Annotated in this window: 23 protein-coding genes; 13 read left to right on the forward strand and 10 right to left on the reverse strand. The window is 60.4% G+C overall.

The window, feature by feature from the left end; genetic code table 11:
- Positions 1 to 14: 14 nt before the first annotated feature.
- The 3 genes from thiE (at position 15) to F2P67_RS02015 (ending at position 2,717) form a co-directional block, all read left to right on the forward strand.
- Entirely contained in the window at positions 15 to 638 is a 624-nt protein-coding gene (gene thiE, locus F2P67_RS02005) for a thiamine phosphate synthase (RefSeq protein WP_166216716.1), read from the forward strand.
- Between the two features lie 15 nt (positions 639 to 653).
- The gene (gene hemL, locus F2P67_RS02010) at positions 654 to 1,937 is read left to right on the forward strand and encodes a glutamate-1-semialdehyde 2,1-aminomutase (protein ID WP_166216719.1); all 1,284 of its coding nucleotides are present in this window, start codon (positions 654 to 656) and stop codon (positions 1,935 to 1,937) included.
- A gap of 225 nt (positions 1,938 to 2,162) precedes the next feature.
- Complete coding sequence (locus F2P67_RS02015; RefSeq protein ID WP_003228518.1) at positions 2,163 to 2,717, forward strand: tetratricopeptide repeat protein; 555 nt, start codon at positions 2,163 to 2,165, stop codon at positions 2,715 to 2,717.
- A 55-nt stretch (positions 2,718 to 2,772) separates the two neighbouring features.
- Here F2P67_RS02015 and F2P67_RS02020 read toward each other — a convergent pair whose 3' ends face one another.
- Positions 2,773 to 3,102, reverse strand: a complete 330-nt coding sequence (locus F2P67_RS02020) for a DUF1820 family protein (RefSeq protein WP_003185742.1) — start codon at positions 3,100 to 3,102, stop codon at positions 2,773 to 2,775.
- Between the two features lie 133 nt (positions 3,103 to 3,235).
- Between F2P67_RS02020 and miaB the strand changes: the two genes are divergently transcribed.
- From miaB to lnt, 5 genes are all read left to right on the forward strand, one after another.
- Positions 3,236 to 4,564 carry a tRNA (N6-isopentenyl adenosine(37)-C2)-methylthiotransferase MiaB gene (gene miaB, locus F2P67_RS02025; protein ID WP_166216722.1) on the forward strand — a complete coding sequence of 443 codons (1,329 nt, stop codon included), beginning with the start codon at positions 3,236 to 3,238 and terminating at the stop codon, positions 4,562 to 4,564.
- A 229-nt stretch (positions 4,565 to 4,793) separates the two neighbouring features.
- Positions 4,794 to 5,792 (forward strand): PhoH family protein, encoded by a 999-nt coding sequence (locus F2P67_RS02030; RefSeq protein ID WP_166216725.1) that lies wholly within the window; start codon positions 4,794 to 4,796, stop codon positions 5,790 to 5,792.
- Entirely contained in the window at positions 5,785 to 6,279 is a 495-nt protein-coding gene (gene ybeY, locus F2P67_RS02035; RefSeq protein ID WP_166216728.1) for an rRNA maturation RNase YbeY, read from the forward strand. Before F2P67_RS02030 ends, ybeY begins: the two co-directional genes overlap by 8 nt.
- Positions 6,280 to 6,284: 5 nt before the next feature.
- Positions 6,285 to 7,124 (forward strand): CorC family transporter, encoded by an 840-nt coding sequence (locus F2P67_RS02040; protein WP_007909641.1) that lies wholly within the window; start codon positions 6,285 to 6,287, stop codon positions 7,122 to 7,124.
- 15 nt (positions 7,125 to 7,139) lie between these two features.
- Positions 7,140 to 8,663 (forward strand): apolipoprotein N-acyltransferase, encoded by a 1,524-nt coding sequence (gene lnt / locus F2P67_RS02045; protein ID WP_166216731.1) that lies wholly within the window; start codon positions 7,140 to 7,142, stop codon positions 8,661 to 8,663.
- A gap of 135 nt (positions 8,664 to 8,798) precedes the next feature.
- Here lnt and F2P67_RS02050 read toward each other — a convergent pair whose 3' ends face one another.
- Both F2P67_RS02050 and F2P67_RS02055 read right to left on the reverse strand, forming a co-directional pair.
- A complete protein-coding gene (locus F2P67_RS02050; RefSeq protein WP_166216734.1) occupies positions 8,799 to 9,560 on the reverse strand; it encodes a YdcF family protein in 762 nt (253 codons plus the stop codon).
- 105 nt (positions 9,561 to 9,665) lie between these two features.
- Complete coding sequence (locus F2P67_RS02055) at positions 9,666 to 9,989, reverse strand: hypothetical protein (RefSeq protein WP_008081071.1); 324 nt, start codon at positions 9,987 to 9,989, stop codon at positions 9,666 to 9,668.
- 254 nt (positions 9,990 to 10,243) lie between these two features.
- Here F2P67_RS02055 and leuS point away from each other — a divergent pair, with 254 nt between their 5' ends.
- The 5 genes from leuS to F2P67_RS02080 all read left to right on the forward strand — a co-directional run bounded on the left by leuS (position 10,244) and on the right by F2P67_RS02080 (position 16,373).
- Complete coding sequence (gene leuS / locus F2P67_RS02060) at positions 10,244 to 12,850, forward strand: leucine--tRNA ligase (protein WP_166216738.1); 2,607 nt, start codon at positions 10,244 to 10,246, stop codon at positions 12,848 to 12,850.
- 87 nt (positions 12,851 to 12,937) lie between these two features.
- Entirely contained in the window at positions 12,938 to 13,543 is a 606-nt protein-coding gene (locus tag F2P67_RS02065; protein ID WP_166216740.1) for an LPS-assembly lipoprotein LptE, read from the forward strand.
- Between the two features lie 39 nt (positions 13,544 to 13,582).
- Entirely contained in the window at positions 13,583 to 14,620 is a 1,038-nt protein-coding gene (gene holA / locus F2P67_RS02070; protein WP_166216743.1) for a DNA polymerase III subunit delta, read from the forward strand.
- Between the two features lie 204 nt (positions 14,621 to 14,824).
- On the forward strand, positions 14,825 to 14,989 hold the full coding sequence (arfA, locus tag F2P67_RS02075) for an alternative ribosome rescue factor ArfA (protein WP_016986126.1): 165 nt from the start codon (positions 14,825 to 14,827) through the stop codon (positions 14,987 to 14,989).
- Between the two features lie 61 nt (positions 14,990 to 15,050).
- Complete coding sequence (locus tag F2P67_RS02080) at positions 15,051 to 16,373, forward strand: lytic murein transglycosylase (RefSeq protein WP_166216746.1); 1,323 nt, start codon at positions 15,051 to 15,053, stop codon at positions 16,371 to 16,373.
- 133 nt (positions 16,374 to 16,506) lie between these two features.
- Here the strand turns inward: F2P67_RS02080 and F2P67_RS02085 are convergent, their stop codons facing one another.
- The 7 genes from F2P67_RS02085 to mltB all read right to left on the reverse strand — a co-directional run bounded on the left by F2P67_RS02085 (position 16,507) and on the right by mltB (position 23,023).
- Entirely contained in the window at positions 16,507 to 17,454 is a 948-nt protein-coding gene (locus F2P67_RS02085) for a S66 peptidase family protein (RefSeq protein WP_166216749.1), read from the reverse strand.
- Between the two features lie 174 nt (positions 17,455 to 17,628).
- A complete protein-coding gene (gene lipA, locus F2P67_RS02090; RefSeq protein WP_162130488.1) occupies positions 17,629 to 18,627 on the reverse strand; it encodes a lipoyl synthase in 999 nt (332 codons plus the stop codon).
- 25 nt (positions 18,628 to 18,652) lie between these two features.
- A complete protein-coding gene (lipB, locus tag F2P67_RS02095) occupies positions 18,653 to 19,300 on the reverse strand; it encodes a lipoyl(octanoyl) transferase LipB (protein WP_095188444.1) in 648 nt (215 codons plus the stop codon).
- Positions 19,300 to 19,575 carry a DUF493 domain-containing protein gene (locus tag F2P67_RS02100; protein ID WP_166216752.1) on the reverse strand — a complete coding sequence of 92 codons (276 nt, stop codon included), beginning with the start codon at positions 19,573 to 19,575 and terminating at the stop codon, positions 19,300 to 19,302. The genes lipB and F2P67_RS02100 overlap by 1 nt, the downstream gene beginning before the upstream one ends.
- Positions 19,576 to 19,660: 85 nt before the next feature.
- Positions 19,661 to 20,818 carry a D-alanyl-D-alanine carboxypeptidase family protein gene (locus F2P67_RS02105; RefSeq protein WP_123463836.1) on the reverse strand — a complete coding sequence of 386 codons (1,158 nt, stop codon included), beginning with the start codon at positions 20,816 to 20,818 and terminating at the stop codon, positions 19,661 to 19,663.
- Between the two features lie 184 nt (positions 20,819 to 21,002).
- A complete protein-coding gene (locus tag F2P67_RS02110) occupies positions 21,003 to 22,013 on the reverse strand; it encodes a septal ring lytic transglycosylase RlpA family protein (RefSeq protein ID WP_166216755.1) in 1,011 nt (336 codons plus the stop codon).
- Positions 22,013 to 23,023, reverse strand: a complete 1,011-nt coding sequence (gene mltB, locus F2P67_RS02115) for a lytic murein transglycosylase B (RefSeq protein ID WP_166216758.1) — start codon at positions 23,021 to 23,023, stop codon at positions 22,013 to 22,015. The genes F2P67_RS02110 and mltB overlap by 1 nt, the downstream gene beginning before the upstream one ends.
- Positions 23,024 to 23,030 lie beyond the last annotated feature (7 nt).

Genomic DNA, 23,030 nt, shown 5'->3' on the forward strand with positions numbered 1-23,030 from the left:
GTGAGGTCTGACCGATGAAACTACGTGGCCTGTATGCCATCACCGACAGCGAATTGCTGGCCGGCAAGTTTCTGTCTTATGTGGAGGCGGCGCTGGAAGGCGGCGTCACCCTGCTGCAATACCGCGACAAGAGCAGCGACGAGGCGCGCCGACTGCGCGAGGCCGAAGCGCTGCGCGATCTGTGCGAGCGTTACAAGACGCAGTTGATCATCAACGATGACGCCGAACTGGCTGCACGCCTCAACGTCGGCGTGCACCTCGGGCAGACCGACGGCCCGCTGTCGCCGACTCGCGCCCTGCTCGGTTCAAAGGCGATCATCGGTTCGACCTGCCACGCGCACATCGCGCTGGCCGAACAAGCCGCCAAAGAAGGTGCGAGTTACGTCGCCTTCGGCCGCTTCTTCAATTCCAATACCAAGCCCGGCGCACCGACGTGCAGCCTCGATCTGCTCGACGAGGCCAAGCGCACGCTGCACCTGCCGGTCTGCGCGATTGGCGGCATCACCCTCGACAACGCCGCGCCGCTGGTGGCCCACGGCGTCGACCTGCTGGCCGTTGTCCACGGCCTGTTTGGCGCCGAAAGCACCGCCGAAGTGACGCGCCGCGCCCGCGCCTTCAACGAATTACTTAAAGTCTGATTTGAGAGCCCGATCATGTCTCGTTCCGAAACCCTGTTTGCCAATGCCCAGAAACACATTCCCGGTGGCGTGAACTCGCCGGTTCGCGCGTTCAAGAGCGTCGGTGGCACCCCGTTGTTCTTCAAACACGCCGAAGGCGCCTACGTCACCGACGAAGACGACAAGCGTTATGTCGATTACGTCGGCTCGTGGGGGCCGATGATCCTCGGTCACAGCCACCCGGACGTGCTGGACGCGGTGCGCAATCAGCTGCAACACGGCTTGTCGTACGGCGCGCCGACCGCGATGGAAACCGAGATGGCCGATCTGGTCTGCTCGCTGGTGCCATCGATGGACATGGTGCGCATGGTCAGTTCCGGCACCGAAGCGACCATGAGTGCAATCCGTCTGGCCCGTGGTTACACCGGCCGCGACAGCATCATCAAGTTCGAAGGCTGCTACCACGGTCACTCCGACAGCTTGCTGGTCAAGGCCGGTTCCGGCGCACTGACCCAAGGCGTGCCGAGTTCGGCCGGTGTTCCGGCGGCATTCGCCAAACACACCCTGACCCTGCCGTTCAACGACATCGACGCCGTTGAGAAAATGCTCGGTGAAGTCGGTCAGGATGTGGCGTGCATCATCGTTGAGCCGGTGGCCGGCAACATGAACTGCGTGCCACCGGCGCCGGGTTTCCTCGAAGGCCTGCGCTCGCTGTGCGACAAGCACGGCGTGGTGCTGATTTTCGACGAAGTGATGACCGGTTTCCGCGTGGCCCTCGGCGGCGCTCAGGCGTACTACGGCGTCAATCCTGACCTGACCACGTTCGGCAAGATCATCGGCGGCGGCATGCCGGTCGGCTGCTTCGGCGGCAAACGCGAAATCATGCAGCGCATCGCGCCACTGGGCCCGGTGTATCAGGCTGGCACGCTATCGGGTAACCCGCTGGCCATGGCTGCCGGTTTGACCACCCTGCGCCTGATCAGCCGTCCGGGTTTCCACGACGAACTGACCGACTACACCACGCGTCTGCTCGACGGTCTGCAGCAACGTGCTGACGCGGCGGGCATTCCGTTCGTGACCACCCAGGCAGGTGGCATGTTCGGTCTGTACTTCAGCGGCGCTGACGACATTGTTACTTTTGAAGACGTGATGGCCAGCGACGCAGCCCTGTTCGGGCGCTTCTTCCACCTGATGCTGGAAGGCGGCGTGTACCTGGCACCGAGTGCTTTCGAGGCCGGTTTTACCTCTATCGCCCACGGCGACGCCGAGCTGAAAATCACCCTGGACGCTGCCGAGCGCGCCTTCGCTGCACTGAAGTAATTGCCACACCGCTGACGTTGGCTATCGCCAGCGTCAGCTTTCACCTACATCCACGCCGTTTTTCCCATGCCTCTGCTAAAAATCCGCCAGAAAGTGGGTGATATATTCCCCGCGCAGCAGAAAAACGAGTAAAGACTTTGTAAGGTTGGCCCTGCTTATTTCATAATGCGCGCTTATTGGATCCCTCGATGGGTCCGCGTGCCCTTCAGAGGTAAGTCGATTCCCATGAACCGCACCGGCCGCACCCTTGCCTTGGGCTGCCTGTTGCTCCTTCAGCCCCTGCTCGCGCATGCACAAGCAGGCGGCAACTCGTTGTTGATCCCGGCGATGGGTCGTTGCACCCTCAATACTCAGCCGCAAGACGTCACGCAGGCACTGGCCGCCTGCCAGAAAGCGGCAGACGAAGGAGATGCGCAAGCGCAATACGAGTTGGGTGAGTTCTACTACGACGGCAAGAATGCGCCGCGCGACCTCAATCAAGCCCTGAGCTATTTCGAAAAGGCCTCGCTGCAAGGCCACGCTCAGGCGCAATTCAAACTCGGCACCATGTTCTTCCACGGCGAAGGCGTGCAGGCCAACAACATTCAGGCGTATATCGTGCTGAAGATGGCCGCGGTCAACGGCGCCGAAGATGCGCTGGATACGGCCGACGAAGTCTCCGAGAAAATGTCCCGCGAAGACCTCGAAACCGCTACTCAGGTGCTCGGGCAAATTTTCCGTAAATACCTGATGGAATTGCAGAGCGCCGATGGGCGTACGCCGTTCTCGCCTCTTCCCTGAATTCTTTACCGGTTTTTCTGGCCTGCTCGCGAATGGGGCGACTCGGTTTTGAACCTTACTTCTCAGGCATCGGCATCGGGAACGGCATCACGTTGCCGACCGCGCCACGGGCTTCGCTGATTTTCGGGGTGCCCAGACGCTCCACTTCGTCGATACGCACAATCGAATGCATCGGCACAAAGCTGCGCACCACGCCTTCGAACTGCGCCTTGAGCTTTTCTTCGCTCGGGTCGACGACCACTTGCGTGCGCTCGCCAAAGACGAACTCTTCCACTTCCAGGAAACCCCACAGATCACTTTGATAGATCTGCTTGGCGTACATTTCGAACACCTGGCCCTGGTTGAGGAAAATCACCTTATAGATTGGAGCTTCGCGTTTGGTCATGGCGGGGAGTTAACATCGGGGATAAAAATGAGGGCGCGAACTATAGCATAGCCACTGGACGCACAGCGGTAGGAACCTGAGGGCTTGTTCCCTATAATGCGCGGTTCTTTGAATCACGTGACGACCAAAATCCATGGCCAAGAAGCTTTACATCGAAACCCACGGTTGCCAGATGAACGAGTACGACAGCTCGCGCATGGTCGATCTGCTGGGCGAACATCAGGCCCTGGAAGTCACCGCCCGGGCAGAAGACGCCGACGTGATTCTGCTCAATACCTGTTCGATCCGCGAGCGTGCCCAGGATCGGGTCTACTCGCAGCTCGGCCGCTGGCGCGAACTGAAACTGGCCAACCCGGACATGGTGATCGCCGTCGGCGGTTGCGTGGCCAGTCAGGAAGGTGCGGCGATCCGTGATCGCGCTCCGTATGTCGACGTAGTCTTTGGCCCGCAGACCCTGCACCGCCTGCCGGAAATGATCGACGCCGCGCGCAGCAGCAAACTGCCGCAAGTGGACGTCTCGTTCCCGGAAATCGAAAAGTTCGACCATCTGCCCGAGCCACGTATCGACGGCCCGAGCGCCTACGTGTCGGTGATGGAAGGCTGCAGCAAGTACTGCACGTTCTGCGTGGTGCCCTACACCCGTGGCGAGGAAGTCAGCCGGCCGTTCGACGACGTGATCGCCGAGATCATTCACCTCGCCGAAAACGGCGTGCGTGAAGTGACCCTGCTGGGGCAGAACGTCAACGGTTATCGCGGTACCACCCATGACGGGCGCCTGGCCGATCTCGCCGAGTTGATCCGCGTGGTCGCCGCCGTCGATGGCATCGACCGTATTCGCTACACCACCTCCCACCCGCTGGAATTCTCCGACAGCCTGATCCAGGCCCACGCCGACGTGCCGGAGCTGGTCAAGCACCTGCACTTGCCGGTGCAATCGGGATCCGACCGGATTCTGGCGGCGATGAAGCGAAACCACACGGCGCTGGAGTACAAATCCAAGCTGCGCAAACTGCGCGCAGCAGTGCCGGGTATCTGCATCAGTTCGGACTTTATCGTTGGCTTCCCGGGTGAAACCGAGAAAGACTTCGAGCAGACCATGAAGCTGATTGCCGACGTCGGTTTCGACTTTTCCTACTCGTTCGTCTACAGCCAGCGCCCGGGTACTCCGGCTGCCGATCTGGCCGACGACACCCCGGAAGAATTGAAGAAAGAACGCCTCAACGCGCTGCAGCATCGCTTGAATCAGCAGGGCTTCGAGATCAGCCGACAAATGGTCGGTTCGATCCAGCGCATTCTGGTGACGGATTATTCGAAGAAGGACCCGGGCGAGCTGCAAGGGCGCACCGAGAATAATCGAATCGTCAACTTCCGCTGCGACAATCCCACCCTGATCGGCCAGTTTGCCGACGTGCACATCGACGCGGCGCAACCGCACTCGCTGCGTGGCTCGCTGATCCAGTAATCACAGAGAGGCCTGATGAGGGTGCCGACCTTTGTGGCGAGGGGATTCATCCCCGTTGGACTGCGCAGCAGTCCTGTTTTAGGGGGCCGCTTCGCAGCCCAGCGGGGATGAATCCCCTCGCCACAGTTCAAGAACCAATTTCCGGGGATTATTTAAGAGCTTTCGCACCCACGCCTCTGGCGTTATCCTTGATTTCATCTTAATTGCCCCAGGGCGGCTAAATACGACCTTGAACGCACCCATAGAACCACATCGTTTTATCCTCGAGCCCTTTGAGGCTCGCCGCTTCGCCAATCTGTGCGGGCAATTCGACGAGCATCTGCGCTTGATCGAACAGCGCCTGTCCATCGAGATCCGCAATCGCGGAAACCAGTTCGAGATGATCGGCGATCCCAAGCACACTACGTCTGCGGAAAACCTGCTGCGCCGCCTGTACCGGGAAACCAAGGGTACCGAGCTGTCGCCGGACATGGTGCACCTGTTCCTTCAGGAATCGGCCGTCGTCGAGCTGGACAATCACGCCCCCGCCGAAGCGTCCGTCGCCCTGCGCACCAAGAAAGGCATGATTCGCCCTCGCGGCTTGAATCAGCTGCGCTATGTGAAGGAAATCCTCGGCAACGACATCAACTTCGGCATTGGCCCGGCCGGTACCGGCAAGACCTATCTGGCCGTGGCTTGTGCGGTCGATGCGCTGGAGCGCGAGCAGATCCGCCGTATCCTGCTGGTGCGCCCGGCAGTTGAGGCGGGTGAAAAACTCGGCTTCCTGCCCGGCGACCTGTCGCAGAAGATCGACCCGTACCTGCGCCCGCTCTACGACGCACTCTACGAAATGCTCGGCTTCGAATACGTCGCCAAGCTGATCGAACGTCAGGTGATCGAAGTTGCACCGCTGGCCTACATGCGCGGACGTACGCTGAACAACAGCTTCATCATTCTCGACGAAAGCCAGAACACCACCGTCGAGCAAATGAAGATGTTCCTGACCCGGATCGGCTTCGGCTCCACAGCGGTCATCACCGGTGACATTACTCAAGTCGACCTGCCGCGCGGCACCAAGTCCGGCCTGCATCATGTGATCGAAGTCCTGAAAGATGTGCCGGGCATCAGCTTCACGCATTTCCAGCCAAAAGACGTTGTGCGCCATCCATTGGTGCAGCGGATCGTCGAAGCCTACGAGCGCTTCGAAGCCCGTGCCGATGCACCCAAGGAAACCTCGCGCGATGCTTGAGCTGGATCTGCAAATCGCTACCGAAGCGAACGCCCCGAGTGAAGCCGACTTCCGCCAATGGTGCGAACTGGCCCTGCGCCAACGCACCGCTGATTCGGAAATGACCATTCGTCTGGTCGACGTGGAAGAAGGCCGCGAGCTCAATCACACCTGGCGCCACAAGGATTACGCGACCAACGTCCTGTCCTTTCCAGCCGAAGTGCCCGACGAGTTTCTCGACATTCCATTGCTGGGCGATCTGGTGATCTGCGTGGCGGTGGTTGAGCGTGAAGCCGCCGAACAAGGCAAGGAACTAAAGGCCCACTGGGCACATCTGGTCATTCACGGTTGCTTGCATCTGCTCGGTTACGACCATATAGATGACGAAGAAGCCGAAGAAATGGAAGCACTGGAACGCGAGTTGCTTGCCGAACTGGGCTATCCCGATCCGTACGCGGACGACGAAACCGAAACATCCCCTATCGTTACAACAAAGGATTCAGAGTAATCGCTATGAGCGAAGATCGATCGAGCAACGGGCAGAAGTCATGGCTGGGTAAACTGACCCAGGCTTTTGCCCACGAGCCGAAGAACCGTCAGGAGCTGCTTGAGCTGCTGCGTGATGCACATCAGAACAAACTGCTGGACAGCGAAGCGCTGGCCATCGTCGAAGGCGCCATTCAGGTGGCTGATCTGCAAGTACGCGACATCATGGTCCCGCGCTCGCAGATGATCAGCATCAAGGCGACTCAGACACCCCGTGAATTCCTCCCTGCCGTGGTCGACTCGGCCCACTCGCGCTATCCGGTCATCGGTGAAAGCCACGATGACGTGATGGGCGTGCTGCTGGCCAAGGATCTGCTGCCACTGATCCTCAAGGAGAACGGTGACAGCTTCAACATCAAGGACCTGCTGCGCCCGGCCACGTTCGTGCCGGAGTCCAAGCGTCTGAACGTGTTGCTGCGCGAATTTCGCGCCAACCACAACCACATGGCCATCGTCATCGACGAATACGGCGGTGTGGCGGGTCTGGTGACCATCGAAGACGTGCTGGAGCAAATCGTCGGCGACATCGAAGACGAGCACGACGTCGAAGAAGACAGTTACATCAAGCCCCTGCCAAGTGGCGACTTCCTGATCAAGGCCCTGACACCGATCGAGAACTTCAACGAGTTCTTCGACAGCGAATTCTCCGACGATGAATTCGACACCGTCGGCGGCCTGGTGATGAGCGCGTTCGGGCACTTGCCAAAACGCAACGAAATCACTGAAATCGGCGCCTATCGTTTCCGCATCCTGAACGCCGACAGCCGTCGGATTCATTTGCTGCGACTCACGCCAATCGCCCGGTAATAAATAAGGACTGAAATGCGCTGGACAACCCGCCCCGGCTGGCCCGGTAACCTGCTGGCCGTGGCGGCCGGTGCAATCACCACCTTCGCTCTGGCTCCTTTCAACATCTGGCCGCTGGCTCTGCTGGCGGTCGGTCTGTTCTATGCCGGTTTGCGTGAGCTGAGTCCGCGTCAGGCGTTGGGCCGTGGCTGGTGTTTCGGTTTCGGCCTGTTTGGCGCCGGCACCAGCTGGATCTATTACAGCATCCACCATTTTGGCGGCGCGTCAGTGTTGCTGGCCGGGTTCCTGATGCTGCTGTTCACTGCAGCGATTGCCTGGTTCTTCGCCCTGCCCGCCTGGCTCTGGGCGCGTTGGTTGCGTCGTAACGAGGCGCCACTGGCCGACGCTCTGGCGTTTGCTGCGTTGTGGGTGGGCCAGGAAGCGTTTCGCGGCTGGTTCCTCACCGGATTCCCGTGGCTGTATTCCGGTTACAGTCAGCTCGATGGCCCGCTGGCCGGGCTGGCACCGGTTGGCGGCATGTGGTTGGTGTCGTTTGTTCTGGCACTGACCGCTGCACTGATCTACAACGCGCCGCGCCTGCTGCATACCGGCCGCAAAGCTTTTGTTGCTGTTGGTCTATTGTTGCTGGTCGGGCCATGGGTGGCGGGCATTGCCCTCAAGGGCCACGCCTGGACCAGCCCGTCCGGCGCACCGCTGACCGTTGCCGCGATCCAGGGCAATGTCGAACAAAGCATGAAGTGGGACCCGGCGCAGCTCAACGCGCAACTGGCGCTTTATCGCGACCTGAGTTTCCGTTCGAAACCGGTGGACCTGCTGATCTGGCCGGAAACCGCCGTGCCGGTGCTCAAGGAGTCCGCCGAGGGCTACCTGAGCATGATGGGTAACTTCGCCGCCGAGCGTAAATCGGCGCTGATCACAGGCGTGCCAATCCGTGAAACGGTTCGTCATGAAAAACGCTTCTTCAACGGCATCACTGTCGTGGGTGAAGGCGATGGTACTTACCTGAAACAAAAACTGGTGCCGTTCGGCGAATACGTGCCGTTGCAAGACGTGCTGCGTGGGTTGATCGCGTTCTTCGACCTGCCGATGTCCGACTTTGCCCGTGGCCCGGCCGATCAGGCGCTGTTGCAGGCCAAGGGTTATCAGATTGCACCGTTCATCTGCTACGAGGTGGTGTACCCCGAGTTCGCCGCCAGCCTCTCGGCGCGCAGCGATCTGTTGCTGACGATCAGCAACGACACCTGGTTCGGCACCTCGATCGGCCCGTTGCAACACTTGCAGATGGCGCAGATGCGCGCACTGGAGGCGGGCCGCTGGATGATCCGCGCCACCAACAACGGCGTGACCGGCCTGATCAACCCGTTCGGGCAGATCACCGAGCAGATCCCGCAGTTCGAACAAGGCATTTTGTACGGCGAAGTGGTGCCGATGCATAACCTGACGCCGTACCTGCAATGGCGTTCGTGGCCGCTGATCATTGTCTGCGTGCTGCTGTTTGGCTGGGCACTGATGGCTAGCCGGATCTCCAAAACCCTTTAAAACCGCCGACAATGATCGTTCCCACGCTCCGCGTGGGAACGCCGCCGGGGACGCTCCGCGTTCCGCTTCGGATGTGGCGCAGAGCGCCACAGGATGCATTCCCACGCAGAGCGTGGGAACGATTAACGGAATGCTTCAGCGGTAAAACAGCGAATACCCCACCTGCCCCACCGCTTCATTCAGCAATTGCCCGCTCTGCCAGATCGACTTGAACTCCGGCAGCCAGCCACCAAATGGCCGGGCGTTATCGGTGCCTAGAAAGCCGACAGGCGCTGGCACCACCTCAAATCCGGCCTGCTCGAAACACCAGACTGCGCGCGGCATGTGCCAGGCCTGCGTCACCACGACGACGCGTTTGATCCCTTGTGGCAGCAGCATATCGGCGCTGAACTTCGCGTTTTCCCACGTGGTACGGCTTTCGCCTTCCTGCCAGCGTACGGTCACGCCGAAGTCATCCAGTAAAGAATCTGCCATCAACTTCGCCTCGGTCGGCGGCGTGCCGTAATGCAATCCGCCGCTGGTCAGGATCGGCAAGCCGGACGCCTTGGCCAATCGCGCGGCATAGCGCTGACGCTCAAGCCCGACGCCGGTCGGCTGATCCTCGCCCCAGGCCAGATCGCCCCGTTCACGTCCGGAACCGAGCACCACAATCGCATCCGCGCGTTGGGCCAGCGTCGCCCACTCTTCACGGGCCAGCGGCGGCTCACGCTCCAGCGCCTTGGCCCCCCATTGCACCACGACCGGCAGGCTCATCAGCCAGAAGCCGCCCAATCCGATGGCAAAGCACAATCCGGCCAGTCGCGGCCGCGAGCGGCGCAGCCACCAGGCAACCAGCAACAGCAGCAAGAGAATGCCGGGCGGCAGCAGAAGTTGTTTGATGAAATAACGAAAAGGCATCGAGCATCTCCAAAGATGCCCGAAGCCTAAGTGGGTTAATACAGCGCGACAACCGGTAGGGTGGGATCCTGTTGAAAAAGATCCGTTTTTTGACCTGCCATGCGTTTACTTGGCCTGCAAAGCACGCACCTTGACGGTGTCTCTGCCGGGCGCCTTGTCCTTGAGCCAGATGACCTTGGCCGAATGTGCTGCATCGAGCTGCTTCACTGCTTGCGACAAGCATCCGTGCGTTTCACGTTCACTGCGATCCAGATAGGCCTTGACCAGTTTGAACTCGGCGGGGCTCAAGCCACGCAATTCCAGTTCCAGGGGGCGCTCATCGCGCAGCCGGTCAGCAGTTTTTACAGCGTCCAGGGCCATACCCAGACGATCGATCAACCTCTCGTACAACTCGGGTTTAGTCACGTTTTTTTGCCGTTGCTCCACCATCCCTCACCTCATTGAAGATAAGACTCACTCCCCAGTTAGAGCTTAGCTTCGCTACACAAACCGGCTGCACGCCGCGACCAACGGCCCTCGCCACGGTTTTACCGGGCCAAACAGCTGTAATCAGGGTTTCCCTAGGCCAAGCGCGGTCATGTATGCTACGGCGCTTCCTGTAATTCCACTTCCAGCTCGTCCGGGCCATCCCGGAACCTGCGTTGAAGAGGATTAGGCCACCCCTATCCAGTACAAAAGTAGCCATGCACGAACAATATCAGCCCCGTGAAATCGAAGCCGCCGCCCAGTCGTTCTGGGACGAGCAAAAGTCCTTTGAAGTCAGTGAACAGCCAGGCAAGGAGACTTACTACTGCCTGTCGATGTTCCCTTACCCCAGCGGCAAGCTACACATGGGGCACGTGCGCAACTACACCATCGGCGACGTGATCTCCCGCTACCAGCGCATGCAAGGCAAAAACGTTCTGCAACCGATGGGTTGGGACGCCTTCGGCATGCCGGCGGAAAACGCCGCGATGAAGAACAACGTAGCGCCCGCCAAGTGGACCTACGAAAACATCGCCTACATGAAAACCCAGCTGCGCAGCCTGGGCTTGGCGGTGGACTGGTCGCGCGAAGTGACCACCTGCAAACCGGATTACTACCGCTGGGAACAGTGGCTGTTCACTCGCTTGTTCGAAAAAGGTGTGATCTACCGCAAGAACGGCACCGTGAACTGGGATCCGATCGACCAGACCGTTCTGGCCAACGAACAGGTGATCGACGGTCGCGGCTGGCGTTCCGGCGCGCTGATCGAAAAGCGCGAAATCCCGATGTACTACTTCAAGATCACCGCCTACGCGGATGAGCTGCTGGAGAGTCTCGACGATCTGCCGGGCTGGCCTGAACAGGTCAAGACCATGCAGCGCAACTGGATCGGCAAGTCCCGCGGCATGGAGGTGCAGTTCCCGTACAACGTCGACTCGATCGGCGAAGCCGGTACTCTGAAAGTCTTCACCACCCGTCCGGACACCCTGATGGGCGCGACTTATGTCGCCGTCGCGGCTGAGCACCACTTGGCCAGCCTCGCTGCAAAGAACAACCCTGCGCTGCAAGCGTTCATCGCTGAATGCAAGGGCGGCAGCGTTGCCGAAGCCGACGTCGCCACTCAAGAGAAAAAAGGCCTGCCGACTGGTCTGTTCGTCGAGCACCCGCTGACTGGCGAAAAACTACCAGTCTGGGTCGCCAACTATGTGTTGATGCATTACGGCGACGGCGCGGTCATGGCTGTACCGGCGCACGACGAGCGTGACTTCGAATTCGCCCACAAGTACAACCTGCCGGTCAAATCGGTAGTGCGCACCAGCTCCGGCGAGACCAACCCGGCCCCTTGGCAAGATGCCTACGGCGAGCACGGCACGCTGATCAACTCCGGTGAGTTCGACGGTCTGGACTTCGCCGGCGCGTTCGACGCCATGGAAGTCGCCCTGATCAAGAAACAGCTCGGCGCCTCGCGCACCCAGTTCCGCCTGCGCGACTGGGGCATCAGCCGTCAGCGCTACTGGGGCTGCCCGATCCCGATCATCCACTGCGCCGCTTGCGGTGACGTGCCGGTGCCGGAAGATCAACTGCCTGTCGTGTTGCCGGAAGACGTGGTACCGGACGGTGCCGGTTCGCCGTTGGCGCGCATGCCGGAATTCTACGAGTGCAGCTGCCCGAAATGCGGCCAGCCTGCCAAGCGCGAAACCGACACCATGGACACCTTCGTCGAGTCGTCGTGGTACTACGCCCGTTACGCCTCGCCGCACTTTGAAGGTGGCCTGGTGGAAAAATCCGCGGCTGATCACTGGTTGCCGGTGGATCAGTACATCGGCGGTATCGAACACGCGATTCTGCACCTGCTCTACGCGCGCTTCTTCCACAAGCTGATGCGTGACGAAGGTCTGGTGAGCTCCAACGAGCCGTTCAAGAACCTGCTGACCCAAGGCATGGTGATTGCCGAGACCTACTACCGTCGTGAAGCCAACGGTGCCTACACCTGGTTCAACCCGGCGGACGTGGAACTCGAGCGTGACAGCAAAGCCAAGGTCATCAGCGCCAAGCTGAAGTCCGACGGTCTGCCAGTGGAAATCGGTGGCACCGAGAAGATGGCCAAGTCGAAGAACAACGGCGTCGACCCACAGTCGATGATCGATCAGTTCGGCGCCGACACCTGCCGTCTGTTCATGATGTTCGCCTCGCCGCCTGACATGAGCGCCGAATGGTCCGACTCCGGCGTCGAAGGCTCGCACCGCTTCCTCAAGCGCGTCTGGCGTCTGGCGCAGGGTCACGTGACTCAGGGCCTGCCGGGCAAACTCGACGTCGCCAGCCTGAACGACGAGCAGAAAGCCGTTCGCCGTGCGATTCATCTGGCCATCAAACAGGCCAGCCATGACGTCGGCCAGAACCACAAATTCAACACTGCCATCGCTCAGGTGATGACGCTGATGAACGTGCTGGAAAAAGCCGCGCAAGCCACCGATCAGGATCGCGCACTGGTTCAGGAAGGTCTGGAAGCCGTGACGCTGTTGCTGGCTCCGATCACGCCGCACATCAGCCACGAACTGTGGAACAAACTGGGCCACGCTGACGCTGTCATCGATGCTGGCTGGCCGGCGGTAGACGAAAGCGCCCTGGTACAGGACAGCCTGACGCTGGTCATTCAAGTGAATGGCAAACTGCGCGGCCAGATCGAAATGCCGGCCAGCGCAACCCGTGAAGAAGTCGAAGCCGCCGCGCGTACCAACGAAAACGTGCTGCGTTTCGTCGATGGCCTGACTATTCGTAAAGTGATCGTAGTGCCCGGGAAACTGGTCAATATCGTCGCCAGCTAATTGGATCGGGCGTCAGGTTCGCCTGACGCCAAGTAAAACCTTTCGGGCCGCATGAACGGCCCACATGGTTTCAAGGGGAGCAACACAATGATCAAACGCAATCTGCTGGTGATGGGCCTCGCTGTGCTGCTGAGCGCCTGCGGTTTCCAGCTGCGCGGTACCGGCACCAATGAACTGTCGATCAAGGAGCTGGATCTGAGCGCGCGTAACGCCTATGGCGAGACCGTCACTCAACTGCGTCAGGTACTGGAATCCAGCGGCGTCAAGGTATACAGCGGCGCGCCGTACAAGCTGTACCTGGCGGACGAACAGGAAGGCCAGCGCATCCTCAGCTACGCCGGTGCCGGACGTACGGGCGAGTATCAGGTCAACACTGTCCTGAGCTACGAGATCCGTGGCGACAAGAACCTTTCCCTGCTGAGCGACAAGCTTGAAGTGCAGAAAGTGTTTATCCACGACGGCAACAACCTCGTCGGCTCCGACCAGGAAGCCAACGACGCCCGTCGCGAAACCCGCCGCGAACTGGTTCAACGCATGATGCTGCGTCTGCAGCAACTGACCCCGAGCCAACTGCAGCAACTGCAGCAAGCCGCCAACGACCGCGCCAAGGCTGAAGCCGATGCGCTCGAAGCGGCGCAAAAGGCTGAAGCGGAAACTCCGCGTCAGTCGCCGCTCGAACTGCCGAAGCAGTAAGACGTACGGGGCGCTCAGGCGCCCCGTTCGCCCTTTCTTATGAAGCTCGCTCCCGCCCAACTCGGCAAACACCTGCAAGGCGCCCTCGCGCCGGTCTACATCATCAGCGGCGATGACCCGCTGCTGTGCCAGGAAGCCGCCGACGCTATCCGCAGTGCTGCCCGCCAGCAAGGTTTCGACGAACGTCAGGTCTTCGCCGCCGACGCCAATTTCGATTGGGGGACGCTGCTGCAGGCCGGCGCAAGCATGTCGCTGTTCGCCGAAAAACGCCTGCTGGAACTGCGCCTGCCTTCGGGCAAGCCCGGTGACAAGGGTGCGGCTGCATTCATCGAATACTGCTCGCGCCCCGCTGAAGACACTGTGTTGCTGATCAGCCTGCCCAAGCTCGATGGCAGTGCGCAGAAGACCAAGTGGGGCAAGGCGCTGGTCGAAGGTCAGCAGACCCAGTTCATCCAGATCTGGCCGGTTGATGCCAATCAACTGCCGAGCTGGATTCGTCAGCGCTTGTCGCAGGCCGGCTTGTCGGCCAGTCAGGACGCCGTCGAACTGATTGCCGCGCGTGTCGAGGGCAACCTGCTCGCCGCCGCGCAGGAAATCGAAAAGCTTAAGTTGATGGCCGAAGGTGGCCAGATCACTGTCGAAACGGTGCAGGCCGCTGTTGCGGACAGTGCACGCTTTGATGTGTTTGGTCTGACCGACGCGGTGCTCAACGGCGAACCGGCCCACGCCTTGCGCATGCTCGAAGGGCTGCGCGGTGAAGGTGTCGAGCCGCCGGTGATTCTCTGGGCACTGGCGCGGGAGTTGCGCCTGCTGGCCAATATCTCGTTGCAGTACAGCCAGGGCACGCCGCTGGACAAGTGCTTCAGCCAGGCCAAACCGCCGGTCTGGGACAAACGCAAACCGCTGATGAGCAAAGCACTGCAACGCTACACCGCGCAGCGCTGGGCGCAGTTGTTGCTGGAAGCCCAGCGCATCGATGCGCAGATCAAAGGCCAGGCGGCCGGATCACCATGGATGAGCCTGAGCCGGTTGGCGTTGTTGATGGCCGGCCAACGCCTGTCCTTGCCTGCCGAATAACAAGACGTTCAACCGCGTAACGGCCATTCGCGAGCAAACCCGCTCCCACATTCGACCGCATTCCCCTGCCTGGAACTCGATCAAGTGTGGGAGCGGGATTGCTCGCGAAAGCGTCAGAACATTCCTACGAGACAGACACTGGACAGACGCCTGTCATCGGCAGATCATTTGCCGCGCAAAACCCACTCACTCGAGAGAACCCTCATGAGCAAAAAGCCATCGAAACATGGCCCGAACAAGGCCAAATCCATCGTCGCCCAGCCCCTGTTCCGCAGTCGTCAGGAACGACCAACCAAGGGTAAAGGCAGCTACCGCCGCGAAGCCTTCCAGTCTGACAGCTGGGAGGCTTCTTACTTTCTGGCTGCCTGAAGCGCAGTACCCCCCGGTCATGTTAAGGTCTGCACCTGATTCGTTTCCCCTGGAACTGTGCATGCCCCTAAGTCTTTCCCGTCGCTGGCCTGTTCGCCAGATGATCGCTGCCTCCAGCTTCATTCTGCTTGTCGCCTGCGCGGAAAAACCGACCGCCGCCGACGCGCAACCCCTGCAAGCCGCCCCTGTCGCCACGGCCCCAGCGATCATTCCGCCGGTAGTGCCGTCCGCCGACCCGCTCGATCTCCAGCCGACCCAGACCTTTGCTGAATGGCAGGCAGGTTTCCGCAAGGATGCCCTCGCCGCCGGGATCCGCGCCGACCTGTTCGATCGCGCGTTTGCCAATGTCAGCTTCGACGCGAGCGTGATCCGCGCCGACCGCAGCCAGCCAGAGTTCTCCCGCCCGGTGTGGGAATACCTCGACGGCGCGCTTTCGCCATTGCGCGTGCGTAAAGGCCAGGCACTGATCAATCAATACGCCGACATTTTGCAAAGCATCGAGCAGCGTTACGGTGTTGATCGTCAGGCACTGGTGTCGGTGTGGGGCATGGAGAGTAACTTCGGCCAGTTCCAGGGCAACAAGTCGGTGATCAACTCGCTGGCCACCCTGGCCTACGAAGGCCGCCGCCCGGGCTTTGCCCACGCACAATTGATCGCCGCCCTGCAGATCCTGCAACAGGGAGATATCACGCCAGAGAAGATGCTTGGTTCCTGGGCCGGTGCGATGGGCCAGACCCAATTCATTCCGACCACTTACAACACTCACGCCGTAGACTTCGATGGCGACGGTCGCCGCGACATCTGGGGCAGCCCGGCCGATGCGCTGGCCTCGACCGCGCATTACCTGCAGAGCTCCGGCTGGCAGCGCGGGCAGCCGTGGGGGTTCGAAGTGCAACTGCCGAGCAGCTTCAACTACACGCTGGCTGACGGTGCGATTCGTAAAAGCGTCGCCGAATGGCGGCAACTGGGTGTGATTCTGCCGAATGGTGGTCAAGTGCCCGCAGGTTCCGAGCAACTGTCCGCCGCCCTGTTGCTGCCGGCCGGTTACCGTGGCCCGGCATTTCTGATCCTCGACAACTTCCGCGCAATCCTTAAATACAACAACTCTTCGTCGTATGCATTGGCGGTGAGCCTCCTGTCTGAGCGATTCAGTGGCGGCGGCCTGATCAACGGCACCTGGCCGAAAGATGATCTGCCGCTGAGCCGTACCGAGCGCATCGAGTTGCAGACCCTGCTGAGTGCGCGCAACTACGATGCGGGCACGGCTGACGGGATTATCGGCGCCAATACGCGCAAGGCGATCCGCAGTGCACAGCAGTCGTTTGGCTGGCCGGCAGACGGGTATCCGACGCATAGGCTGCTGGAAAGCCTGCGTAGCCAATAGTCAGTTTGTCGTATCGCCAATGCCGCTTTCGGGAGCAAGCCACCTCCCACTGTTGATCGCGTTCCCATGATGGAACTCGGTCAAGTGTGGGAGGGGGCTTGCTCCCGAAGACTGAATCACTGGCAACAAAGCTCTACGGCCTGATCACATCCTGCTCCAGCATCAATTCCTTCTTCCCCGCATCCAGTCGAACCAGCGCGCCCATCGGCAACGTCAGGTTCGGATCACAGTGGCCGCTGCGCCACCCCGACAACACCGGAATCCGCAATGGCTCGAACGTCTGCTTGAGCAAGCGGTTCAAGGCCTCGACATCCACACCCGCCACATCACCCACCAGTACGCCGCGCAGCTTTGCGAGTTTGCCGGCCAGACGCATCTGCGTGAGTAAACGGTCGATGCGATAGAGCGGCTCGTTGATGTCCTCGATCAGCAGAATCACCCCTTCGACATCAATTTCGTAGGGCGTGCCCAGCGTCGCCGCGATCATCGCCAGATTGCCGCCAAGCAAGCGCCCGTGGGCGATGCCCGGTTCGACGGTGGTCAACGGATAGGCCACCGGATGACTCAGCACGCTCCCGGCCCTCAACTGCCCGCGCAACATGGCGAAGAACGAGGTGACGGTCGGAGGCTCCTTGTCGCCCAATAAGTCAGCGTTGAGCAACGGCCCGTGAAAGGTTACAAACCCGGCGTAACGACTGATTGCCAGGTGCAGCGCGGTGATGTCGCTGTAACCCACGAAGGGCTTGGCATTGCGATTGAGCAGGTCGTAATCGATCAGGTCCAGCAGTCGTGGCGTGCCGTAACCGCCGCGCAGGCAGATGATGGCATCGACCTCAGGATCCGCGAAAGCAGCATGCAGATCGTTCAGGCGTACGTCGTCGCTGCCTGCCAGATAGCCGTCTTTTTCATAAACGCCGGGAAACACCTTCAGCCCATATCCCCGCGCGCGCATCCACTGCACAGCCTTATCCGTGTCCAGCGCACCGGGGCCGGCGGGCGCGATGACGCCGATCAGGCCTTCGGAGGGCAACGCCGGCACGGGTGTGTGCGGAAAAAGGGTATGCGACGGTCGAACGGTCATCCATGGATCTCCCTGTGTAAAGTCATGCGCACACAGTAGTCAGGATCGAAGACAAACAGAAGAGCCTTTGTTGCCATGCGGGTTGCAGGAAAAGTGGACGCCGGTCGTAAGACGGGCAAAAAAATGCCCGCCGGGCGTCAAACCCCGGCGGGCATTGTTCATTTCAGCGCAGGATCAGGAACCGAGCAGCTCAGCCTTGACCAGCTTCGCCTGTTCGTCGGCGTGGTACGACGAACGCACCAGCGGGCCGGACGCAACGTTCTTGAAGCCCATCTTGTAACCTTCCTCGGCGAACCAGGCGAAGGTATCCGGGTGCACGAAACGCTGCACCGGCAAGTGGCTGCGCGAAGGTTGCAGGTACTGGCCGAGGGTCAGCATGTCGATATCGTGTTCGCGCATGCGCTTCATGACTTCGATGACTTCGTCGTCGGTCTCACCCAGGCCCAGCATCAGGCCGGATTTGGTCGGAATGTGCGGCATCATCTGCTTGAAACGTTGCAGCAAGGTCAGCGACCACTGGTAGTCCGAACCCGGACGCGCAGCCTTGTACAGGCGCGGTACGGTTTCCAGGTTGTGGTTGAACACATCCGGCGGCTCGGCGGCGGTGATTTCCAGGGCGATGTCCATGCGGCCACGGTAGTCCGGAACCAGGGTTTCCAGCTGCACGTTAGGCGACAGTTTGCGGATTTCGCGGATGCAATCGGCAAAGTGCTGAGCACCGCCGTCACGCAGGTCGTCGCGGTCAACAGAGGTGATCACCACGTACTTGAGTTTCAGGTCGGCAATGGCGATGGCCAGGCTTTCCGGCTCGTTGACATCCAGTGGCTTCGGACGACCATGTCCCACGTCGCAAAACGGGCAGCGACGGGTGCAGATGTCACCCATGATCATGAAGGTCGCGGTGCCGCCGGAGAAGCACTCACCGAGGTTCGGGCAGGACGCTTCTTCGCAGACGCTGTGCAGCTTGTGCTTGCGCAGCAGGCTCTTGATACGGTCGACTTCCGGCGAAACCGGGATACGCACGCGAATCCAGTCAGGTTTCTTCGGCAGTTCGGTGGTCGGAATGATCTTTACCGGGATGCGTGCAACCTTCTCGGCGCCGCGCAGCTTGACGCCGGCTTCAACCTTGGGACGCGGGGCCGGGCGCTCGGTCACGTCGAGCGTCGGGATCATGGTTTGCACTGCATCAGTAGTCATATCAGTCGATTCCGCCCGTCAGGGTCGTCTGCTCAGCATAGTCGAGGTGTTTGACGAGCTGCGCGCGCAGCCGGGCACTTACCTCGGCAAATTCAATCGATCCTGCGTGATCGCTCAGCTGGGTCATCGCCAGCCCGGCATAGCCGCAGGGATTAATCCGTCGAAACGGTTCCAGGTTCATATCCACGTTCAAGGCCAGGCCATGAAAGGAACAACCGTGGCGAATCCGCAAACCCAGAGAAGCGATTTTCGCTCCATCGACGTACACGCCGGGAGCATCTGGCTTGGCCGCTGCGGTCACACCGTAGCTGGCCAGCAGTTCGATCAGGCAACGCTCCATGCGACTGACCAGATCGCGCACGCCGAAACCCAGCTTGCGCACATCCAGCAACAGGTAAGCCACCAGTTGGCCGGGGCCATGATAGGTCACCTGCCCGCCGCGATCGACCTGCACTACCGGGATATCGCCCGGCAGCAACAAGTGTTCGGCCTTGCCGGCCTGGCCCTGAGTGAACACCGGTGGGTGCTCGACGAGCCAGATTTCGTCGGCTGCATCGCTGCCGCGTTCGTTGGTAAAGCGCTGCATGGCATGCCAGACCGGCTCGTAAGCCATCTGGCCGAGCTCACGAAAGCCCAGCGTGCCCGGCATCACAACACCATGTGCACGATACCGGAGGCTCGCAGTTCGCTGTTGATGTTGTACAGCTGATCCTGGTCGGTCGCGACAATGTGCAACTGGATGGTGGTGTATTTGCCGTTGCTGCTTTGACGCTCGTCGATACGCTCATCATTGATGGTCGCGTGTTTCTTGACGATGTCGATGATCTTGTCTTTGTTACCGACGCCCGTATCGCTGATCACCTTAATCGGATAATCAGTCTGGGGGAATTCGATCTTTGGCGCCTTTACTTCGGTATCGGTCATGGCGTAACGGCCTCTAGAGCGCAAGCCGTGGTAACGCGCATGGCCCCGCACCGGATCGGGGCGGGGCCATGCAGGTCAACACAAATCAGTTGAACAAGCCGTAGAAGAATAGACGGATGCTATCCCACATGCGGCGGAAGATACCACCCTCCTCGACGCCATCCAGAGCGATCAGGTCGGCGCTGTGCACTACCTTGTCTTCCAGTTTGACTTCGACTTTACCGATCACGTCGCCCTTGGCGATTGGCGCGGTCAGTTGCGGGTTCATGGTCATGCTGGCAGCGAGCTTCTTCAGCTGGCCTTTCGGCAGGGTCATGGTCAGGTCTTCAGCCAGGCCGGCCTTGACTTGATTGGTGGTGCCTTTCCACACCGGAGCCTGAGCCAGTTCGGTGCCCTTCTGATAGAAGGTCTGGGTTTCGAAGAAGCGGAAACCGTAGGTCAGCAGCTTCTGGGTTTCAGCGGCGCGAGCCACTTCGCTGTTGGTGCCGAACACCACGGCGATCAGGCGCTGGCCGTCACGTACCGCCGAGGACACCATGCAGTAACCGGCTTCGTCGGTGTGACCGGTTTTCAGACCGTCAACGGTCTTGTCACGCCACAGCAGCAGGTTGCGGTTAGGCTGCTTGATGCCGTTCCAGAAGAACTCTTTCTGCGAGTAGATGGCGTAGTGAGCCGGGTCTTCGTGAATGATCGCGCGCGCCAGAATCGCCATGTCGTGAGCCGACGAGTAGTGCTCAGGGTTTGGCAGGCCGGTCGGGTTCATGAAGTGGGTATTGGTCATGCCCAGATCGGTGACCGTCTTGTTCATCAGGTCGGCGAATGCGTCTTCGCTACCGGCGATGTGCTCGGACAGCGCGACGCTGGCGTCGTTGCCGGACTGGATGATGATGCCGTGCAGCAAGTCGCTGACAGTCACCTGCGAGCCGACTTTGATGAACATCCGCGAACCGCCGGTGCGCCAGGCGTTTTCGCTGACGGTCACCGGGTCGTTTTCACCGATCTGGCCACGACGGATTTCCAGCGTAGCGATGTACGCGGTCATCAGCTTGGTCAGGCTGGCCGGTGGCAGGCGCTGGTCGCCATTGTTCTCGACCAGCACGTTGCCGCTGCTGGCGTCCATCAGAACGTAAGCTTTTGCGGCCAGTTGAGGTGGCGACGGCATCATCTCGGCCGCGAAGGCGGCTGGCGAGAGGAGCAGCGGGACTAGCAGACACAGGCGTTTGGCAAAGGTGGTGATGTTCATCCGTCTCTCGAAATCGCTAATGGAAACTTGCCCGAGGGCAAAAACTAATCAAATAACCTTCTAACGGGTTATCGCGTGTTCAGTTGCTCACTCCAGTCACCCTTGCCGGGCTTTTGTTCTTCGACGAGCCAACAACCTGATTCACCCCCCAATCGCTGGTGAATCGTCAATCAAGTTCTACGTATTACTCGGTGACCACACTTGGCGAACCAAGGTTGGCCAAGCGCACGCTGTTCTGCACCTGGGCAATTTCACCCGGCGAACCGATCGGTCCCAGGCGTACCCGGTGCAGGGTCTGCTGATTGCGCACGATCGAGCTGATGAACACCGGAGCGCTCACCATCCCGCTGAGCTTCGACCTCAGCAGTTCGGCAGCGTCCGGGTTGGCGAACGCGCCCACCTGCAGATACTGGCCAGACGCTGTTGCAGAAGCGTTTTTTTTTGCACTCATCGGCACCGGGACAGTGTCCGAAGCGTGTTGCTGCGGCGGTGGTGTCCATTGCTCGACAGTACCGGCCGAAGCCGTGATCACCGGGGCGCTATTTTGCGCGACCTGCGGCTCATTGAGCATCAAAGGCGCCGGTCGGCCCTTGGCTGCCCAATATTGCTGCGGATCGATGCCTTCGACCTTGACTCGCGCAGTACCGATTTCGGCGTAACCGAGTTTTTTTGCGGCCGCGTAGGACAAGTCGATGATGCGATCAGAGTAGAACGGCCCACGGTCGTTGACCCGCAGGATCACGCTCTTGTTGTTGTCCAGGTTGGTCACCCGAACGTAACTTGGCAATGGCAGAGTCTTGTGGGCGGCGCTCATGCCGTACAGGTCATAGACCTCGCCGTTGGCGGTGTTCTGACCATGGAACTTGGTGCCGTACCAGGACGCGGTGCCGGAAGCGACGTAAGTCTTGGATTCCTGCAACGGGAAGTAGGTCTTGCCCAGTACGGTATATGGGTTGGCCTTGTACGGGCCGGTGTGCAGGGTCGGCGTCGCATCAGGGATACGCGACACGTCGACGTCCCACCACGGCGCGCCGTCCTTGTGGGCACGGTTGATATCCAGACCCGGCTGCGCACGCACAGCGGTAGACGAAGGCTTCTGGGTCGGCGAACGGCTGGTCGAACAACTGGCGACCAGCACCGCCAACGCAGCGAATGCCACCAGCTTCAGGGGTTTATTGATAGGCAATGCCCGCATTACTTGACGCCCCGTGCTTGTACCAGCTGTTCAGACAGTTGATGTACGGCCATGGCGTACATCACGCTGCGGTTATAACGCGTGATCGCGTAGAAATTCTTCAGGCCCATCCAGTATTCAGGGCCGTTGTCGCCTTCGAGGCGAAATGCAGTGACCGGCATGTCATCGCGCAGCGCATCATGACTCGACCAGCCCAGCGCTCGCAACTCCCCGACGGTTTTCGTCGGCTCGATGCCGGTGGTCAGGCCTTCGTCGACCTGATCGCCGCGGACATCCGCGCGGCTGACGACCGGTTCGCCTGCCACCCAGCCGTGACGCTTGAAATAGCTGGCGACGCTGCCGATCGCATCATCCGGGTTGTTCCAGATATTGATGTGGCCGTCACCGTCGAAATCCACCGCGTAGGCGCGAAAGCTGCTCGGCATGAACTGCGGCAGGCCCATCGCCCCGGCGTACGAGCCTTTCAGGGTCAACGGATCGACCTGTTCTTCACGGGCCAGCAGCAGGAATTCACGCAGTTCCTTGCGGAAAAATTCGGCACGGGGAGGATAGTCGAAACCGAGCGTCGACAAGGCGTCGATTACCCGGAAATTGCCAGTATTACGTCCGAAAAACGTCTCAACGCCGATGATCGACACGATGACTTGTGCCGGTACGCCGTATTCCTGCTCGGCACGGGCCAGCGTGGCCTCGTGCTGACGCCAGAAGTCCACACCTCGCGCAATACGCGCGTCAGTGATGAACATCGGGCGATATTCTTTCCACTGCTTGACCCGCTCGGCGGGTTTGGAGATGGCGTCAAGAATCGACTGCTTGCGCTGCGCCTCGCGGAACACTCCCATCAGTTGTTCACCGGCGAAACCGTAGTCGCGGGTCATTTCACCGACGAATTCGGCCACCTGCGGCGAGCCTTCGTAATCGCCGGCCAGCGCTTCCTGCGCGCTGCCAAGGATGCCTACCAGGCCGACCCACGGCGCGTATCGAGTCGCCCAGCCACGCATTACTTGCATTGAACTC

It is taken from the genome of Pseudomonas atagonensis (assembly GCF_011369485.1).
In the GTDB taxonomy this organism is placed as follows: domain Bacteria; phylum Pseudomonadota; class Gammaproteobacteria; order Pseudomonadales; family Pseudomonadaceae; genus Aquipseudomonas; species Aquipseudomonas atagonensis.

Excerpts from the sequence above, each read along its gene's own strand:
- miaB (WP_166216722.1), top strand. The coding sequence starts at position 3,236 with ATGGCCAAGAAGCTTTACATCGAAACCCACGGTTGCCAGATGAACGAG.
- F2P67_RS02080 (WP_166216746.1), top strand. The coding sequence starts at position 15,051 with ATGCCCCTAAGTCTTTCCCGTCGCTGGCCTGTTCGCCAGATGATCGCT.
- F2P67_RS02085 (WP_166216749.1), bottom strand. The coding sequence starts at position 17,454 with ATGACCGTTCGACCGTCGCATACCCTTTTTCCGCACACACCCGTGCCG.
- lipB (WP_095188444.1), bottom strand. The coding sequence starts at position 19,300 with ATGCCGGGCACGCTGGGCTTTCGTGAGCTCGGCCAGATGGCTTACGAG.
- leuS (WP_166216738.1), top strand. The coding sequence starts at position 10,244 with ATGCACGAACAATATCAGCCCCGTGAAATCGAAGCCGCCGCCCAGTCG.
- F2P67_RS02110 (WP_166216755.1), bottom strand. The coding sequence starts at position 22,013 with ATGCGGGCATTGCCTATCAATAAACCCCTGAAGCTGGTGGCATTCGCT.
- ybeY (WP_166216728.1), top strand. The coding sequence starts at position 5,785 with ATGCTTGAGCTGGATCTGCAAATCGCTACCGAAGCGAACGCCCCGAGT.
- F2P67_RS02040 (WP_007909641.1), top strand. The coding sequence starts at position 6,285 with ATGAGCGAAGATCGATCGAGCAACGGGCAGAAGTCATGGCTGGGTAAA.
- arfA (WP_016986126.1), top strand. The coding sequence starts at position 14,825 with ATGAGCAAAAAGCCATCGAAACATGGCCCGAACAAGGCCAAATCCATC.
- F2P67_RS02020 (WP_003185742.1), bottom strand. The coding sequence starts at position 3,102 with ATGACCAAACGCGAAGCTCCAATCTATAAGGTGATTTTCCTCAACCAG.
- F2P67_RS02065 (WP_166216740.1), top strand. The coding sequence starts at position 12,938 with ATGATCAAACGCAATCTGCTGGTGATGGGCCTCGCTGTGCTGCTGAGC.
- F2P67_RS02050 (WP_166216734.1), bottom strand. The coding sequence starts at position 9,560 with ATGCCTTTTCGTTATTTCATCAAACAACTTCTGCTGCCGCCCGGCATT.
- hemL (WP_166216719.1), top strand. The coding sequence starts at position 654 with ATGTCTCGTTCCGAAACCCTGTTTGCCAATGCCCAGAAACACATTCCC.
- lipA (WP_162130488.1), bottom strand. The coding sequence starts at position 18,627 with ATGATCCCGACGCTCGACGTGACCGAGCGCCCGGCCCCGCGTCCCAAG.
- F2P67_RS02105 (WP_123463836.1), bottom strand. The coding sequence starts at position 20,818 with ATGAACATCACCACCTTTGCCAAACGCCTGTGTCTGCTAGTCCCGCTG.
- holA (WP_166216743.1), top strand. The coding sequence starts at position 13,583 with ATGAAGCTCGCTCCCGCCCAACTCGGCAAACACCTGCAAGGCGCCCTC.
- F2P67_RS02055 (WP_008081071.1), bottom strand. The coding sequence starts at position 9,989 with ATGGTGGAGCAACGGCAAAAAAACGTGACTAAACCCGAGTTGTACGAG.
- F2P67_RS02015 (WP_003228518.1), top strand. The coding sequence starts at position 2,163 with ATGAACCGCACCGGCCGCACCCTTGCCTTGGGCTGCCTGTTGCTCCTT.
- thiE (WP_166216716.1), top strand. The coding sequence starts at position 15 with ATGAAACTACGTGGCCTGTATGCCATCACCGACAGCGAATTGCTGGCC.
- mltB (WP_166216758.1), bottom strand. The coding sequence starts at position 23,023 with ATGCAAGTAATGCGTGGCTGGGCGACTCGATACGCGCCGTGGGTCGGC.
- lnt (WP_166216731.1), top strand. The coding sequence starts at position 7,140 with ATGCGCTGGACAACCCGCCCCGGCTGGCCCGGTAACCTGCTGGCCGTG.
- F2P67_RS02100 (WP_166216752.1), bottom strand. The coding sequence starts at position 19,575 with ATGACCGATACCGAAGTAAAGGCGCCAAAGATCGAATTCCCCCAGACT.